The organism is Algoriphagus litoralis (genome assembly GCF_003259255.1).
Classification (GTDB): domain Bacteria; phylum Bacteroidota; class Bacteroidia; order Cytophagales; family Cyclobacteriaceae; genus Algoriphagus; species Algoriphagus litoralis.
Genome location: NZ_QGOL01000005.1, coordinates 19,581 through 33,125 on the forward strand (window position 1 = coordinate 19,581; position 13,545 = coordinate 33,125).

Sequence of the window (13,545 nt, forward strand, 5' to 3'; positions counted from 1 at the left end):
AAAGTTTTGAAAGAATAGACCTGAGCCGTCAATGGAATTTTAAAACAAAAAAAATCTCAGCTTCCAATGAGTGAAGCTGGGATGGCTGGAATACTAGAGATGGGATCAAAATCGAAATAAAACTTCTATTTTTTCCGAATGGAGCCAATGGTTTTTGGCGATTTTGGTTTGATTGCGTCCAGTTTTCCGATGCTTGAAGATCCCAAAATAGGTCTTTCGGGTCTTACCACCCGCTGTCGATTAGAATCCCATGTTCGCTCCCACATTTTCAGGAAATTTTCTACTCCAGAATCAAATTCATTTGCCCCCAAAGCTCCCAAGGATTTTAGGTCTTTAACTACCTCAGGCAGCATTCCGATATGGCACAAGCCTTTTTCCCAATATTCAGAGGAAAGCTCTCGGGGTTTAGCCCCGTCTTTTTTCCGAGGTCCCAAGTGATTGGTAAAGCCATTCAGATCTGAACCAAAAGCTATAGGAAAATTATGCTTGTAGGCAAAGGCTACCTGTTGGGCGAAGTTTCGAACGGTGCCAACTTCATCAGTTTTATCAGGTTCTACAGGCGAATTTGGTCCACAGCAGGAGTTTTGATTTGACCAAGGTGCTGTTCTGAGGCCAACCATACCACCTGTTTCCTTGACCTTTTCCAACTGATCTTCGGTGGTCAAAAATTCCTTTTGGATCTCTCGCTCTTCCTGACTGAGTATTGGGTGGAATTTAGTGTGAGAATAATAGATTGGATAATAGTTGTTTTCCCTGGCTAAAAGATAGGCATCGTCAAAAGTCCTGCTGGAAAAATGGGAAACGTCCAATAGCATATGACGATTCATTATTTCTTTTACCAGCGTTTTCCCGGAATTACTCAAACCCCGAATGCTTAATCCATCCACACCAAATTCAAATCCTAAGGGTTTGTCCATGTCTTTGATAAAATATGCTGCTAGCCCCATATCTTGAAGAATTCTTCTCGAATCATGCAAGGATAGGCGAGTAAGACGACTCAATGTTTGGATGCCTTTTATGTCTCTTTCCTGCGGGGCTGCTCCACCAAATCGATTGTCACACTGATGGACAATTTGAATACTTCTTACACCTCGGCAATACAGATTACTCAGTTGAGCGACAAAATCGCCTTTGTCAGCAGGAAAAATATTACTGCATTCTACAGACAAAACGATGGCTAATTTTCCAGAGTGAATAATTTGACGGGCATGCCAAGGATTATAGGCAATAGCAGCCCAGGAACTGTTTCTTTCGCAGAATTCATGAACCTTCTGAATCTGGAGTTCCATAGAGTTCATATCCCGCCACACGTCATGATCCAATGGCGCACCAAGTGATATTGAAAGAATTTCACTGTTTACGGCACAGGATACCATCAGCTTCATTCCACCTTCAAAGGCCTGTTTCAGCCAATTCTCATGGACTTGTTGATGGGCAATATCCATGTGATGGGGCCACTCCTTAAAATCAGGATAGCCACCGCCTGACACTACCCGGTATGGGGCTGTTGCATCCTTTTTTTTCGGTTTATTCTTTATCCCCAAGTTGACCAGTTTAAAATTATGTTCCAGAGGTTTGCAGGGCTTCAGTGCAGTAGCAGGGTCACCTACCATATTTCCATGAAGCCAGTTACCGGCGAAGGCATATTCAGCAGCCTGATGAACGTGAAAATCAGCAAACCCAGAGACTTTTCGGGTTTCTACTTTTAAGGGCTCTTCTTTGTATCGAATGGAATAAGCAAAGGATTTTCCCGGCTTGTGGGGAGTGTCCACTTCCACGGCTATGAATCCAAACTTATCGTTGCTGAGGGATAATTCCTTGGTATCCGTATACTTTCCGTCAGGGAAAGAAAGTGTTTTGGTTTCGATGACCTGACCATCTTCATTGTATTTTCTGGCAGTGACTGTACCTCCTAGTGTTCCTGGGAATAAGCCTCCTGTATCTCTCTTTTTCACAATGATTTTCATTTCACTCCCAGCCGGAGCAGGTCCAATCCAAGTGCGCTTGAAACCCTCCCGGATGGTTCCGTCCTTAAACTTGGGATGCAGGGCACGGGCATCCAGAGATCCCCATCCGTCTTGGACGAGTGAATCCCAATAACCCAGGAGGCTTTCGCCAATACTTAAAAGTGTTTTGCCTACAATAGATTTGGGAGTCAGACGGAAGGCTTCGAATTCTGTGGAGCAAATCCCTGCCTTGGCTGCTTCTTTTTTGTACTCTGCCCAGCAGCGGCTCATTAAATTGGAAATAGACATAGCGATAAAATTTATAGTTGAAAATTGATTAAAAACTTCTTATTAAAAAGGGTAAATAGCTAAAAATGAAGCTGTTGAAAAATACACAAAATATGGATTTAGGCCAAATCCTTATCTCAGAATTTCCTCAGGTAAATCCGTATCAAAATCAGCCATTCCAGCCTTTTAAAATTTATTTTGATAAAAAAGAGGACCTAAGAAGGCGACGGCTTTGGTGGTTTTCGATTCTTTCTCTGAAAAAAGTACCCAATTTTACCTGTCAAAAAGGGGCTAAAAATCAATTGTTTAATTTTTTTCGCCTCTTTTTTGAATAAAAATCGCTGAAAATCAATTTTTTACTTTTAATCCAGTTAGTTTTGGGCTGGCAAGTTGCCAAACAACATCTTTAAATTTTCCAAATGAATACCGGAACAGTAAAATTCTTCAACGAAACCAAGGGATTTGGCTTCATCGTTGACAATGCCTCAGGAGAGGAAATTTTTGTACACGTAAGTGGTCTTGTAGACACCATCCGCGAAGGCGATAAGGTTACCTTCGACACAGAGCGAGGCAAAAAAGGAATGAATGCAATAAATGTGAAAGTCGCTTAAGCGATTTAGTTTTTTTGTATCATCAAATTCCCGTCTGGATCCGATCCCGGCGGGAATTTCTATTTAAAGCCATTCCGCTGCTTTAGGATTATTTTCAAAGCTCTTTTTTGAAACCAGATTAATCTTCCCAAAGTCGGATGCCTGGCAAACAGGTATGGTGCTGATCCATTCGTGTTTTTCTGCCAAGTTGATTAACTTCATCCATTAAAGAATTCCAACGACAAACCTCTAATCCAGAATACTATGAAAACCAACCTGCTTTTACCTATTCTACTGCTAACACTTTTGGTGCAATCCTGTACACTGAACTTCAGCAAAAAATCCGAAGAAAGCATCAGTGAAGAACGAGTCATCGAATCGACCAAAAAACTGAAAGTAAGCGGCATTTTCAACCTGTACCTTTCGCAGGGAGATAATCCTAATCTCAGAATAGAAGGTTCCGATGAAATGGCGAAAAAACTCAAAGTGACACAGAATGGAGATTGGCTAGAGTTGGATTTTGAAGAAGTCAACGAAAACTTCTTCAAGAAAAACTCCAAGTTAGACGTCTATCTCACCGTCTCTGATTTAGAAGAATTTGAATTTGAAGGTGTGGGGAATATCAAAACCGAAACTCCCCTCGAGGTGGAAAACCTAGAAATCAAAGGCGACGGAGTGGGAAACCTCAACCTAGAGATCGAAGCCACCACGATCAAAGCCATATTTTCAATGCTAGGCAGCATTACACTGCGTGGCAATGTCAATTCTATCGGTCTGAGAAATGATGGCCTAGGCAATGTAGATGCGAGTGAACTGGTGGCTCAGAATATGAATTTGGTGTCCTCCGGAATCGGTCGAGTGGCAGTGCACTGCGAGGGAGAGCTTTCCATAACAGTTGACGGAATCGGCGCAGTGAGCTACACCGGCAATCCCGAAGTAATCAAGGAAGAGATCAATGGAATCGGAAAAGTGAGCAGGAATTAATCCACCTGCTTACTTTCCCGACATATTTTAAATTTAATCTTCGGTTACGCAGGTGTTTTCCGAGGATTTCCAGATCACTTCCCAGTCGGTGATGGAGCTGGGCTCTATTCCCCCAGAGCCTAAATAGCCTAAAGTCTCTCCTTCACAGTTGATTACCAGGTAGATGCTGTTACAAAATGGACAGCAATTCTGAAGTGAAAAAATCGTTTCCCCTTGGTAGATTCCCTTGGAAATATAGCTGTATTTCTTCCCGATTTCAGATTGTTCCTGTGCTTCAATTAATTCGGCCAACCATGGCAATTCTACCAATGCGTTATTCGTATTACAGGCTTGAACAGGATCCAGATCCTCCTCTGAACAAGAACTGATCAAGGAAGAAATGATCAAAAACAACAGTAAGACTTTTTTCATCTATTTATATTTTGTTTAATGTGTTCAAATGGAATCTCGCATGAGACAACTAATCATTCCTCTGTGTGACTTCGACATGGTCATGTTCGATTTCAGGAGTTCGATTTTTTTTGCTCCCAAAAGGAATTCCCCAGATTATTTTCCACCGATGTAAAAATCATTTCTCAGTGGCATTACATAGGATTTGGATTTTAAAGCAGGGACGGAAAACTCATTTCATCCGCTACACCTACCGGGAGCATTTGATGCAAAATCAAAGAAGCTGACCAAAAGTCAAAAGGGTGTGATTGGGATCCAAAATCGCAAATTCCCTCACTCCCCAAGGCTTGGTTTCCAATTTACCATTTGGATGTATCAGCGCTGCGGATGCTTTCAGCTTTTCATAAAGCTCCTCAATCGCTGAGGGCACACGAAGGTAGATCATGGAATAATTGGTAAGTGGGTCCAAGTCGCTGAACTCAAAAAAATGCAGCTCGGTAGCTCCGCTTTTCATAATCAGATAGTCGGGATATCGGCTGACCAATTCAAATCCCAAGGCAGTTTCGAAGTAGTTTTTTGTTTCTTCAAGATCGATTGCTGGTAGTTTGGGGATGACTTGTACCTGGTCTAGCATGATTTTTTTTTAGAAAATTAGGAATAATCTTCTGGAATATCCCTGTTGAATTTGTCAATTCCCGTTCAAAGGCTATCTTATTTTCAAATCACGCTACAAATACCGAAATGAGCCCACATGATCAACTTCTGAGCTATATCCAAGCTTTGGCGCCTTTGACCTTAGCGGAATTTTCGAAGTTTAAGGATCAATTTGTTCTTCTAAAAGTGAAGCGAAATGAGTACCTCCTTCGCGAAGGTGAGGTCTGTAATTTCAATCTTTTTGTTTGTAGTGGAGCCTTGCGGATGTACCATATTGGACTCGAAGGACAAGAACTTACTAGATACTTTGCCTTTGAGAATAAATTTGGAACCAGCCTTACAAGCCTAATCGAAGGCAAACCCGCCATTGAAAATATTCAGGCCGTGGAAAAATCAGTTGTGCTGAGAATCTCAAAAACTGATTTTCTCAATCTGGTAGAAACTGTCCCGCAGGTGAATCTCATTTATCGAAATATGCTCGAACAGGCCTACATCACTTCCCAAAAGCGGATTTACGATTTGCAGGGAAAGCCTGCGATTGAACGTCTGAAATGGCTCATGAACCATAAACCCGGAATCCTGAATCGTATTCCCAGCAGATTGGTGGCTTCGTATCTAGGTATCACTTCCTATACACTCAGCAGGCTAAAAGCGGAACTTTAGCTGTAAAAGAGCCTAAAACATTGACATAGAGCAAGAGTCAGGGAATCAGCCGATTCTAATTTTGGGCATGAAAAAGCTCAACATAGTAATCTTCAAATTCAGGCTGACCCAAGTATGCCTTTTATTCCTATTTTATTTCACAATGGCCATGGGTACAACGTATGCACAATCCAAACCGGGTTCCCCTCCCATTCCATTGGAATTGTTTCTTGGCCATGAGCAGCTCAATTTTCAGCTGATTGTAAAAAAGAAATTCGCTCCGGAAAGTAAACTTGACTTGCTGGTGATCTCAGTATTTTCAGAAAACTGGGATAAAAATGATGCGATAGGAAACTCGGTAGTGATCCCTTTTCAATTCAATTATAACATCGGAAAGAAGGGTTTCGCCATCGCTGCAGGAGGCGAAGGGAATTCGGTCGTCGGGTTCAGTCCTCTCGTCGGAGTAGAGCACAGCTTTGCCAGCCGAAAAGTATTGGCTATCACCGTACTCAATTACCTGATCAATGAAACACAGGATCTAAAACTTTTTGGACTCTATGAATACAAGCCACCGATCAATGAGACTTGGTCTTTCTATTCGCGAGTGCAGTTTGTGTACAATTATGGATTTGCCGAAAACAGTCACAACCGAAGCTTTCTATACCTGAGAGCAGGTGTCAAAAAAGGACCACTTGGATTTGGATTAGGAGCCAATTGGGATCAATATGGACCAAACCGGATCGCAAAAGATAATTTTGGTGTGTTTACCCGGTGGGAGTTTTAAACTGATGAATTTGTCATTTCAAGAAGCATGCATACTCATCTGGAATTCAATGAAATAAAGAAAAATGTCAACTTGATTTCGGGATTTTAGTAGTTGAAAATTACCCAAGAGTTCTAACTTATAGGTTAAATAAGACTTTTGACCATGGGAATTTTTACGATTATCACAGTTCTGACCATTCTGTCTGCTGTCTTTGCCTATGTGAATACAAAATTCCTAAAACTGCCCTTTACCATTGGCTTGATGATTATTGCAATGGTATTTACGTTGGTAATCATCGTTTTAGGGCATTTTGAAAACCGGATTTTGGTTCAATCCAAAGAATTGATCGCATCCATTGATTTCGAGACGGTCCTGTTGGATGTAATGCTCAGTTTTCTCCTTTTTGCGGGAGCACTTCATACCAAATTGGAGGATCTGGCTAAGCAACGGGGTCCGATTATTCTCTTTGCCACATTTGGAATACTCGTCTCCAGCTTCATTGTTGGAAGTATTTTTTATTATGTGGCTTTGGCATTCAATCATCCGATAGATTACATCTATTGTCTTCTATTTGGCGCCTTGATTTCACCTACCGATCCAATTGCCGTTTTGGGTATCCTCAAGGACGCGAATGCTCCAAAGAAATTAGAGACCAAAATAGTGGGTGAATCGCTTTTCAATGATGGAGTTGGCGTAGTAATATTCTTGGTTTTATTCTCCATTGCTCAGCGAGGCATTGAATCTGTAGAAGCAGAGGAAGTGGGCCTACTCTTCTTTGAGGAAGTGTTTGGAGGTATGGCCTTAGGCTTGTTGATGGGCTGAATTGGATTTAAGATCATGAAAAGCATAGACCACTACGAGACCGAGGTTCTGATTACGCTTGCTTTGGTGATGGGTATTCATGCCCTGGCTTCCTATTTTCATTTTTCAGGTCCTTTGGCAGTAGTGGTCGCAGGAATTTTTATTGGAAATAAATCTCCTGAGGTCGCCTGGTCCGAAGGAACACAAATCTATGTGGACAAATTCTGGGAATTAGTAGATGTCTTTCTGAATGCCATCCTCTTTGTATTGATTGGGTTTGAGCTGTTGATCATCACCATCAATGGAGAGTATATTTTGCTTGGAATCATTGCTATTCCCATCACACTTCTAGCCCGATATATTGCACTGAAAGGCCCCATTGCCCTTTTCAGCAAAAAACTGGAATTCATTCCCAAAACCGACCTGATTATGACTTGGGGAGGAATCAGAGGAGGAATTTCGATCGCCTTGGCCCTTTCCCTACAGCCTGAAATGGAGCGTGAACTTTTCCTTACAGTCACTTATGTTGTTGTTGTATTCTCCATTATCTTCCAAGGTTTGACCATTGGTAAGCTGGTCAAACGGATCCTGAAAAAGCATGGATCCTGAATTTTGGTGTGGGAAAAATGAGATGTTTTGATTTATCAACTATTCCAATGATTTTCGGGTAAATGTCCACCACCAACCCGCTAGATTCTGTCCGTCTGAATTTTTCCCAGGGAGATCTCCTTTTACTCAATCTAGCTTTAGCACTGATCATGTATGGTGTGGCTCTTGACTTAAAATGGGCTGATTTTAGTTACCTGATCAAGAATCCCAAAGGGTTTTTACTTGGGATTTTCTCCCAATTCCTGCTTTTGCCTTTCTTGACTTGGGTTTTGATTTTGATAATTCAGCCTCCGCCGAGTGTAGCCTTGGGGATGTTTCTGGTGGCTGCCTGTCCAGGTGGCAACGTTTCCAATTTTCTCACCAGCTTGGCCAAAGGCAATACCGCGCTATCGGTTAGTTTGACGGCCTTTTCTTCAGTTTTGTCAATTCTCAGCACTCCCTTGAATTTTGCGCTATGGGCGGGATTGTACAGCCCTACTGCACTTCTGCTCCGCAAGATAAGCTTGGACATATCGGAGGTATTTTTCACCGTTGCTATCATTCTGGGTGTTCCATTGATTTTGGGGATTTTCACTCGCCAGAAGTTTCCGCGCTTTGCAGATCGTGCCTCCAAAATCTTAAAACCGCTTAGCATTGCGATTTTTGCGGCATTTGTCGGACTGGCATTTGCCGGGAATTTTGAGATTTTTATTCAGTATATCGGAGTTGTTTTTTTCTGGGTCTTTGCCCACAATTTGATTGCCTTAAGCGCTGGTTTTCTGTGTGGAAAGGCGGGTCGCTTGCCACTTTCCGATGTAAAAACGCTGACTATCGAGACAGGAATTCAAAATTCAGGATTGGGGCTCGTATTGATTTTTACTTACTTTGAAGGACTGGGAGGCATGGCGATCATCACCGCGCTATGGGGAATTTGGCATCTTATTTCGGGCATAACCATCGCCAGTCTTTGGAAATCACGTACATGAAAAATCTGGTCAATGCTATTCTGAGATTCTTGGTGAAAATTGCCCTGCATGGCTATTTCCGCAAGATCATCGTGGAAGGCAAGGAGAATCTTCCCAAAAATCGTCCTGTAATCCTAGTCGCGAATCATCAAAATGCACTGATCGATCCTCTTTTATTGGCGACTCATACCCGACTGAATCCTTGGTTTCTCACCCGGGCATCGGTCTTTACCAATGGATTTGTATCCAGTCTGCTGCATTTCATCCGAATGTTACCCGTTTACCGCGTCAGGGATGGATTCTCCACGATTCAACAGAATCAGCACACCTTTGATCAGACTTTTGAAGTGCTGCGCAAAAATGGAACTGTGGTCATCTTTGCCGAAGGCAGTCACAGTCTGGTACGAAATCTCCGGCCATTGAGTAAGGGATTTACGCGAATGGCTTTTGGACTAAAGGAAAAATACCCGGAACTCGAACCCGTGATTTTGCCTGTGGGCTTGCAATTTAGCGCCCATATGCGGTCTGGGAGTAGGGTGAGGATTACTTTTGGAAAAGTCATCCCCGTGGATATGCCGCCCTCCCAATCGGGCAAACTGACCAAAGCTGTAGAGAATGCCTTGAGAGCAATGATCGTAGATATTCCTGATCAGGGATATGAAGCGCAACTTCAAAAACTCATCGAGAATGACGTGGACCTGACCTCAAAGCCGGAAGTTCATAATTTCTTGGAAACAGGCAACGTACTCAATCCCGTCTCAGATTCTTCTAGCTTGAACAATAAAGTGATGAAGATTTTCAATTTTCCGCTGTATGCCTTGTGGCTTTGGAAGAGCAAAAGCGTCAAAGATGAGGTTTTCAGTTCGACTTGGAAGTTTCTGATAGGCTTTGTGCTGGCCGTTCCTTATTACTTTTTCCTGCTGTGGTTGGCGATGGACACTGCTTTTGGGACTTGGGGATTGACATTTTTGATTTTGGCTTGGATTACGTTGTGGCGAAACCAGAATCCACAGGAATAGGCAGCCTTCTCACAGTGGTTACAGATAAGCAAAGATTAAGGCTCAATTTTTAAATCTGTGGGAATCCGTGACATCTGTGAGCCCTATTGAGAAAAAAGATTTGACCCAAACCAAATATTCTTTGGCTTTGTTTCTAACTTTGAATGAGAATTTCAACCCAAATCTAACCCATTATGAACCAAGACTTCCTACCTCTCAATGGTACTGACTATGTGGAGCTTTACGTTGGCAATGCCAAGCAAAGTGCATTGTACTACCAATATGCCTTTGGTTTTGAATTGATCGCCTATGCTGGTCCGGAAACCGGAGTGCGAGACCGGGCTTCCTATGTTTTGAAGCAGGACAAAATCCGACTGGTACTCACTTCCCCGCTTGGACCCAATCATCCCATTGCAGAACATATCCAACGACATGGAGATGGGGTGAAAGTCCTTGCGCTCTGGGTAGATGATGCTGAGAAATCCTGGCTGGAAACCACTTCACGTGGTGCCGAATCAGCTTCAGCTCCCGAGGTCATCAAAGATCAATTCGGTGAAGTGAAGGTCGCCTCCATCGTCACATACGGAGAGACGATTCATACTTTTGTAGAGCGAAAAAACTATTCAGGTGTGTTCCTTCCAGGCTATAGACCCCGAAAAAGCACCTATCAGCCAACTGGCATCGGTTTGAAATACATTGACCACTGCGTGGGAAATGTGGAACTGGGACAGATGAATAAGTGGGTCGATTTTTATGAAAAGGTCATGGGATTCAAGCTGCTCCTCACCTTCGATGACAAAGACATCTCTACCGAGTATTCCGCCTTGATGTCCAAGGTGGTCTCCAATGGAAATGGCTACATCAAGTTCCCGATCAACGAACCGGCAGCAGGTAAAAAGAAATCGCAAATCGAAGAATACCTGGAGTTCTATGGAGGACCGGGAGTTCAGCACATGGCCATTGCCACGGATGACATTTGCCATACGGTGAGTGAATTGAGAAGTCGAGGTGTAGAGTTTTTGGAAGTTCCTTCCTCGTACTATGACGACTTGTTGGATCGGGTAGGCCAAATTGATGAAGACTTGCAGCCATTGAAAGAGCTAAACATTCTGGTGGATCGGGATGATGAGGGTTATTTGCTTCAAATTTTCACCAAGCCCGTACAAGATCGCCCTACCCTTTTCTTCGAAATCATCCAGCGAAAAGGTGCGAAATCCTTTGGAAAAGGCAACTTCAAAGCACTTTTTGAAGCAATCGAGCGAGAGCAGGAACTGAGGGGGAATCTGTAAGAGCTGGTGTCACCCTGACACTTCGACTTCCCGCCACGGCGGGCAAGCCGCTCAGTATGAAATTAGAAATGTTCTTTTTAAGAGCCGATCCGGATTGACGTCTGGATCGGCTTTTTGCTTTCCGGAAAGTGGAAGCCAATTTTCAAGAAATCCAATAAACTTTTTAGTCTCAGTAGCTTGGGCAACTTTTTGGCTTTCTCACGGGTTAGTAAGCTGAAATAATTCACCAATGAAGCGAAGAACTTTTCTGACTGGCTTGGCTGGAATCATCCCTGCCGGAATATTACTCTCTAACCTAGACTTAAACGGACCTGCAACTTTGAACCATACGCACAACCCTAAACTCCCTTACCATAAAACTCCGCTGGATTGGCAGGGCACTCCCCGACTGAGCGATGGTACTTTTCAAAATCTCTACCATCCATTTGAAGCCAGTCTCGCGGCAGTACTCAAATGGAAAATGGGCAAAAATCCCCAGGAAGAGGAGAAAAAGGCAGATAAGAGACGTCTCGAAGTAGAGTCTATCGGAACGTTCAAACCAAATGGCCGGGATGAATTGATCTGGCTGGGACATGCCAGTTACCTCCTCCACATCGCTGGAGTTACGATTCTTATCGACCCGGTGTGGTTGGACAACTGGATCCTGAAGCGGAATTCGGCTCTTCCGATTATTCCTGAGCAGATTCGGGATGTAGATTACATTTTGGTCTCGCATGATCACAGGGATCATTGTGATGAAGCTACGCTAAAGCTTTTGGGGAAACTTTTGCCGCAGGCACAGATTCTCACAGGAATGAATATGGCCCCACTGCTTCAAGCTTGGATGCCAAAAAACAAAATTCAGGAAGCGGGCTGGTTTCAATCGTATGACCTCAAGGAATCACTTCGGATCACTTATGTACCGACACGTCACTGGTCCCGACGAGGACTGCTCGATACCAATCAGCGACTTTGGGGAGGCTATTATATCGAAAGCGGGGACAAGACTGTTTATTTCATGAGTGATTCCGGATATGGCCCACATTTTAAACTCATCGCTGACACGTTGGGATCGCCGGACTATGCGCTGATGGGAGTTGGAGCATTCAAGCCCGAGTGGTTTATGCATCCGGCACACATCTCTCCGATGGATGCGGCTAAAGTGTTTCAGGAAATGGGGGGAAAACACTTCATTCCTATGCATTTTGGGACTTTTGATCTCTCAGATGAACCGCTTTTGGAGCCTTTGGACTGGTTGAAAGCAAATCCTGAATCGGTGAATCATGCACTCATCGACCCGATAGTAGGCAGAAATCTCTTTGCTTAGAGGAATCTCAAAAATGCCTCAGGATTGTTGAGGAAGTTTTTCATGATCGAAAAATGCTCCGTGTCCTCGACTGCAACCTCATGAACTGAATCGTCAAACTGAAGAATCTGTGCATCCGGCAAACTCATTAGGATGGGAGAATGCGTCGCGATGATGAATTGGCAGTTTTCATTCACTGCCAGATTTTTGATCATGGAGAAAAGTGCGAGTTGACGCTGAGGGGAAAGTGCGGCTTCAGGTTCATCGATTAGGTAAATTCCTTCCGGTTGGATACGGTTTTGAAGGACTTTGAGGAAGCCTTCGCCATGTGAAACTTGAGTCAAATCGCCGTATTTCCGCTGCAAAGCTTCTTTCTGACCGTGAATTGCACCCACAGCCACTTTTAGACCATAGCCACTTAGGTTTTTCTCAAAATCAACGATATCTCCTTTCAGCTCTTGATCAATGGATCGCAGTCGCTTGACAAAGCCAAAATAGTCCTCAGCCCGAAAAAAGAAGCCTCTGTAAGTTCGGGTCCGCTCCCAGCGGGTGATTATCCCTTCACTGAATTGGCGGAATCCATCTAAAGTTTCATCCTGCTCCAAATCCATACTACCAATCGCAGGCAAGTTGATTTTCATCGCCAGGGCTTTGAGCAAGGTAGATTTACCCGAGCCATTTTCCCCGACAAAAACCGTAATCGGATTCCTGAAACTCAGAGAATCCAAGCCGCTGAAGGAAGGAATATTGAAAGGGAATTGCCGGGTATTTCCGGGAGGAAGCGATATGTTTTGGAGAAAGATCATTGAAACTCAAAGCTAATTGAAGTAGGAGATTTTTGCTCACAGATTGCACAGATTACCACAGATGAATGATCAAAATCCGTGACTATCTCCGTCATCTTTGAGCTTAAGAATTTTTCACCACTTCTTCAACTGCTGGTAGACCAAGTGCTGCGGGAAACCCATCACCGTGAAATAAGAACCTTCGATTCCGGTCACTCCCACAAAGCCAATCCATTCCTGAATACCTTAGGCCCCTGCTTTGGCCATTAGGTTTGCAATTTTTGATATCTCAATCTTGATTCTTATTTGCTCACGGATAGCACAGATTACCACAGATGAATGATGAAAATTCGTGACTATCTACGTCATCTGTGGGCTTTAAATATTCCTATCTCTACAAATCCAATCCATTCCTGAATACCTTAGACCCCTGCTTTGGACATGAGGTTTGCAATTTCTGATCAATCAATCTTGATTCTTATTTGCTCACAGATTACCACAGATGAATGATGAAAATCCGTGACTATATACGTCATCTGTGGGCTTTAGATTTTCCTATCCCTAGAAATCCAAT

14 protein-coding genes and 1 pseudogene are annotated in these 13,545 nt (G+C 43.3%); 9 read left to right on the forward strand and 6 right to left on the reverse strand.

All coding sequences use genetic code 11. The features are described from left to right. Positions 1-125 precede the first annotated feature (125 nt). Positions 126-2,255: a membrane dipeptidase gene (locus tag DK188_RS05665; protein WP_111669848.1), complete on the reverse strand. Its 2,130-nt coding sequence runs from the start codon at positions 2,253-2,255 to the stop codon at positions 126-128. A gap of 398 nt (positions 2,256-2,653) precedes the next feature. On the opposite strand from DK188_RS05665, the gene DK188_RS05675 reads away from it, so the two are divergent. Beyond that, entirely contained in the window at positions 2,654-2,845 is a 192-nt protein-coding gene (locus DK188_RS05675; RefSeq protein WP_103923601.1) for a cold-shock protein, read from the forward strand. 63 nt (positions 2,846-2,908) lie between these two features. On the opposite strand, the gene DK188_RS21440 is transcribed toward DK188_RS05675, so the two are convergent. Then, positions 2,909-3,046, reverse strand: coding sequence for a hypothetical protein (locus tag DK188_RS21440; protein ID WP_157963173.1), 138 nt, complete (start codon positions 3,044-3,046; stop codon positions 2,909-2,911). Positions 3,047-3,088: 42 nt separating this feature from the next. Between DK188_RS21440 and DK188_RS05680 the strand changes: the two genes are divergently transcribed. Next, complete coding sequence (locus DK188_RS05680) at positions 3,089-3,808, forward strand: head GIN domain-containing protein (protein WP_111669850.1); 720 nt, start codon at positions 3,089-3,091, stop codon at positions 3,806-3,808. Positions 3,809-3,841: 33 nt separating this feature from the next. Here DK188_RS05680 and DK188_RS05685 read toward each other — a convergent pair whose 3' ends face one another. Further along, entirely contained in the window at positions 3,842-4,219 is a 378-nt protein-coding gene (locus DK188_RS05685; protein WP_111669851.1) for a hypothetical protein, read from the reverse strand. A 253-nt stretch (positions 4,220-4,472) separates the two neighbouring features. Then, a complete protein-coding gene (locus DK188_RS05690) occupies positions 4,473-4,832 on the reverse strand; it encodes a bleomycin resistance protein (protein WP_111669852.1) in 360 nt (119 codons plus the stop codon). Between the two features lie 107 nt (positions 4,833-4,939). On the opposite strand from DK188_RS05690, the gene DK188_RS05695 reads away from it, so the two are divergent. The 7 genes and pseudogenes from DK188_RS05695 (at position 4,940) to DK188_RS05725 (ending at position 12,207) form a co-directional block, all read left to right on the forward strand. Continuing rightward, a complete protein-coding gene (locus DK188_RS05695) occupies positions 4,940-5,515 on the forward strand; it encodes a Crp/Fnr family transcriptional regulator (RefSeq protein WP_111669853.1) in 576 nt (191 codons plus the stop codon). A 67-nt stretch (positions 5,516-5,582) separates the two neighbouring features. Further along, positions 5,583-6,278, forward strand: coding sequence for a hypothetical protein (locus DK188_RS05700; RefSeq protein WP_111669854.1), 696 nt, complete (start codon positions 5,583-5,585; stop codon positions 6,276-6,278). 144 nt (positions 6,279-6,422) lie between these two features. Beyond that, a pseudogene (locus DK188_RS05705) lies at positions 6,423-7,670 on the forward strand (cation:proton antiporter). A gap of 62 nt (positions 7,671-7,732) precedes the next feature. Continuing rightward, positions 7,733-8,635 carry a bile acid:sodium symporter family protein gene (locus DK188_RS05710; RefSeq protein WP_111669855.1) on the forward strand — a complete coding sequence of 301 codons (903 nt, stop codon included), beginning with the start codon at positions 7,733-7,735 and terminating at the stop codon, positions 8,633-8,635. Next, positions 8,632-9,633: a 1-acyl-sn-glycerol-3-phosphate acyltransferase gene (locus tag DK188_RS05715; RefSeq protein ID WP_111669856.1), complete on the forward strand. Its 1,002-nt coding sequence runs from the start codon at positions 8,632-8,634 to the stop codon at positions 9,631-9,633. Before DK188_RS05710 ends, DK188_RS05715 begins: the two co-directional genes overlap by 4 nt. A gap of 173 nt (positions 9,634-9,806) precedes the next feature. Next, entirely contained in the window at positions 9,807-10,901 is a 1,095-nt protein-coding gene (hppD, locus tag DK188_RS05720; protein ID WP_111669857.1) for a 4-hydroxyphenylpyruvate dioxygenase, read from the forward strand. Between the two features lie 229 nt (positions 10,902-11,130). Then, positions 11,131-12,207: an MBL fold metallo-hydrolase gene (locus tag DK188_RS05725; RefSeq protein ID WP_111669858.1), complete on the forward strand. Its 1,077-nt coding sequence runs from the start codon at positions 11,131-11,133 to the stop codon at positions 12,205-12,207. Here DK188_RS05725 and DK188_RS05730 read toward each other — a convergent pair. Together DK188_RS05730 and DK188_RS05735 are read right to left on the reverse strand one after the other, a co-directional pair. Next, positions 12,204-12,992, reverse strand: coding sequence for an AAA family ATPase (locus DK188_RS05730; RefSeq protein ID WP_111669859.1), 789 nt, complete (start codon positions 12,990-12,992; stop codon positions 12,204-12,206). The two genes, DK188_RS05725 and DK188_RS05730, sit on opposite strands and share 4 nt — an antisense overlap. 114 nt (positions 12,993-13,106) lie before the next feature. Continuing rightward, complete coding sequence (locus DK188_RS05735; protein WP_394335838.1) at positions 13,107-13,214, reverse strand: Maf family protein; 108 nt, start codon at positions 13,212-13,214, stop codon at positions 13,107-13,109. Positions 13,215-13,545: the final 331 nt, after the last annotated feature.

Coding starts and splice junctions, on each gene's coding strand:
- DK188_RS05710 (WP_111669855.1), top strand. CDS start 7,733: ATGTCCACCACCAACCCGCTAGATTCTGTCCGTCTGAATTTTTCCCAG.
- DK188_RS05700 (WP_111669854.1), top strand. CDS start 5,583: ATGAAAAAGCTCAACATAGTAATCTTCAAATTCAGGCTGACCCAAGTA.
- DK188_RS05665 (WP_111669848.1), bottom strand. CDS start 2,255: ATGTCTATTTCCAATTTAATGAGCCGCTGCTGGGCAGAGTACAAAAAA.
- DK188_RS21440 (WP_157963173.1), bottom strand. CDS start 3,046: ATGAAGTTAATCAACTTGGCAGAAAAACACGAATGGATCAGCACCATA.
- DK188_RS05690 (WP_111669852.1), bottom strand. CDS start 4,832: ATGCTAGACCAGGTACAAGTCATCCCCAAACTACCAGCAATCGATCTT.
- DK188_RS05730 (WP_111669859.1), bottom strand. CDS start 12,992: ATGATCTTTCTCCAAAACATATCGCTTCCTCCCGGAAATACCCGGCAA.
- DK188_RS05685 (WP_111669851.1), bottom strand. CDS start 4,219: ATGAAAAAAGTCTTACTGTTGTTTTTGATCATTTCTTCCTTGATCAGT.
- hppD (WP_111669857.1), top strand. CDS start 9,807: ATGAACCAAGACTTCCTACCTCTCAATGGTACTGACTATGTGGAGCTT.
- DK188_RS05675 (WP_103923601.1), top strand. CDS start 2,654: ATGAATACCGGAACAGTAAAATTCTTCAACGAAACCAAGGGATTTGGC.
- DK188_RS05715 (WP_111669856.1), top strand. CDS start 8,632: ATGAAAAATCTGGTCAATGCTATTCTGAGATTCTTGGTGAAAATTGCC.
- DK188_RS05695 (WP_111669853.1), top strand. CDS start 4,940: ATGAGCCCACATGATCAACTTCTGAGCTATATCCAAGCTTTGGCGCCT.
- DK188_RS05725 (WP_111669858.1), top strand. CDS start 11,131: ATGAAGCGAAGAACTTTTCTGACTGGCTTGGCTGGAATCATCCCTGCC.
- DK188_RS05680 (WP_111669850.1), top strand. CDS start 3,089: ATGAAAACCAACCTGCTTTTACCTATTCTACTGCTAACACTTTTGGTG.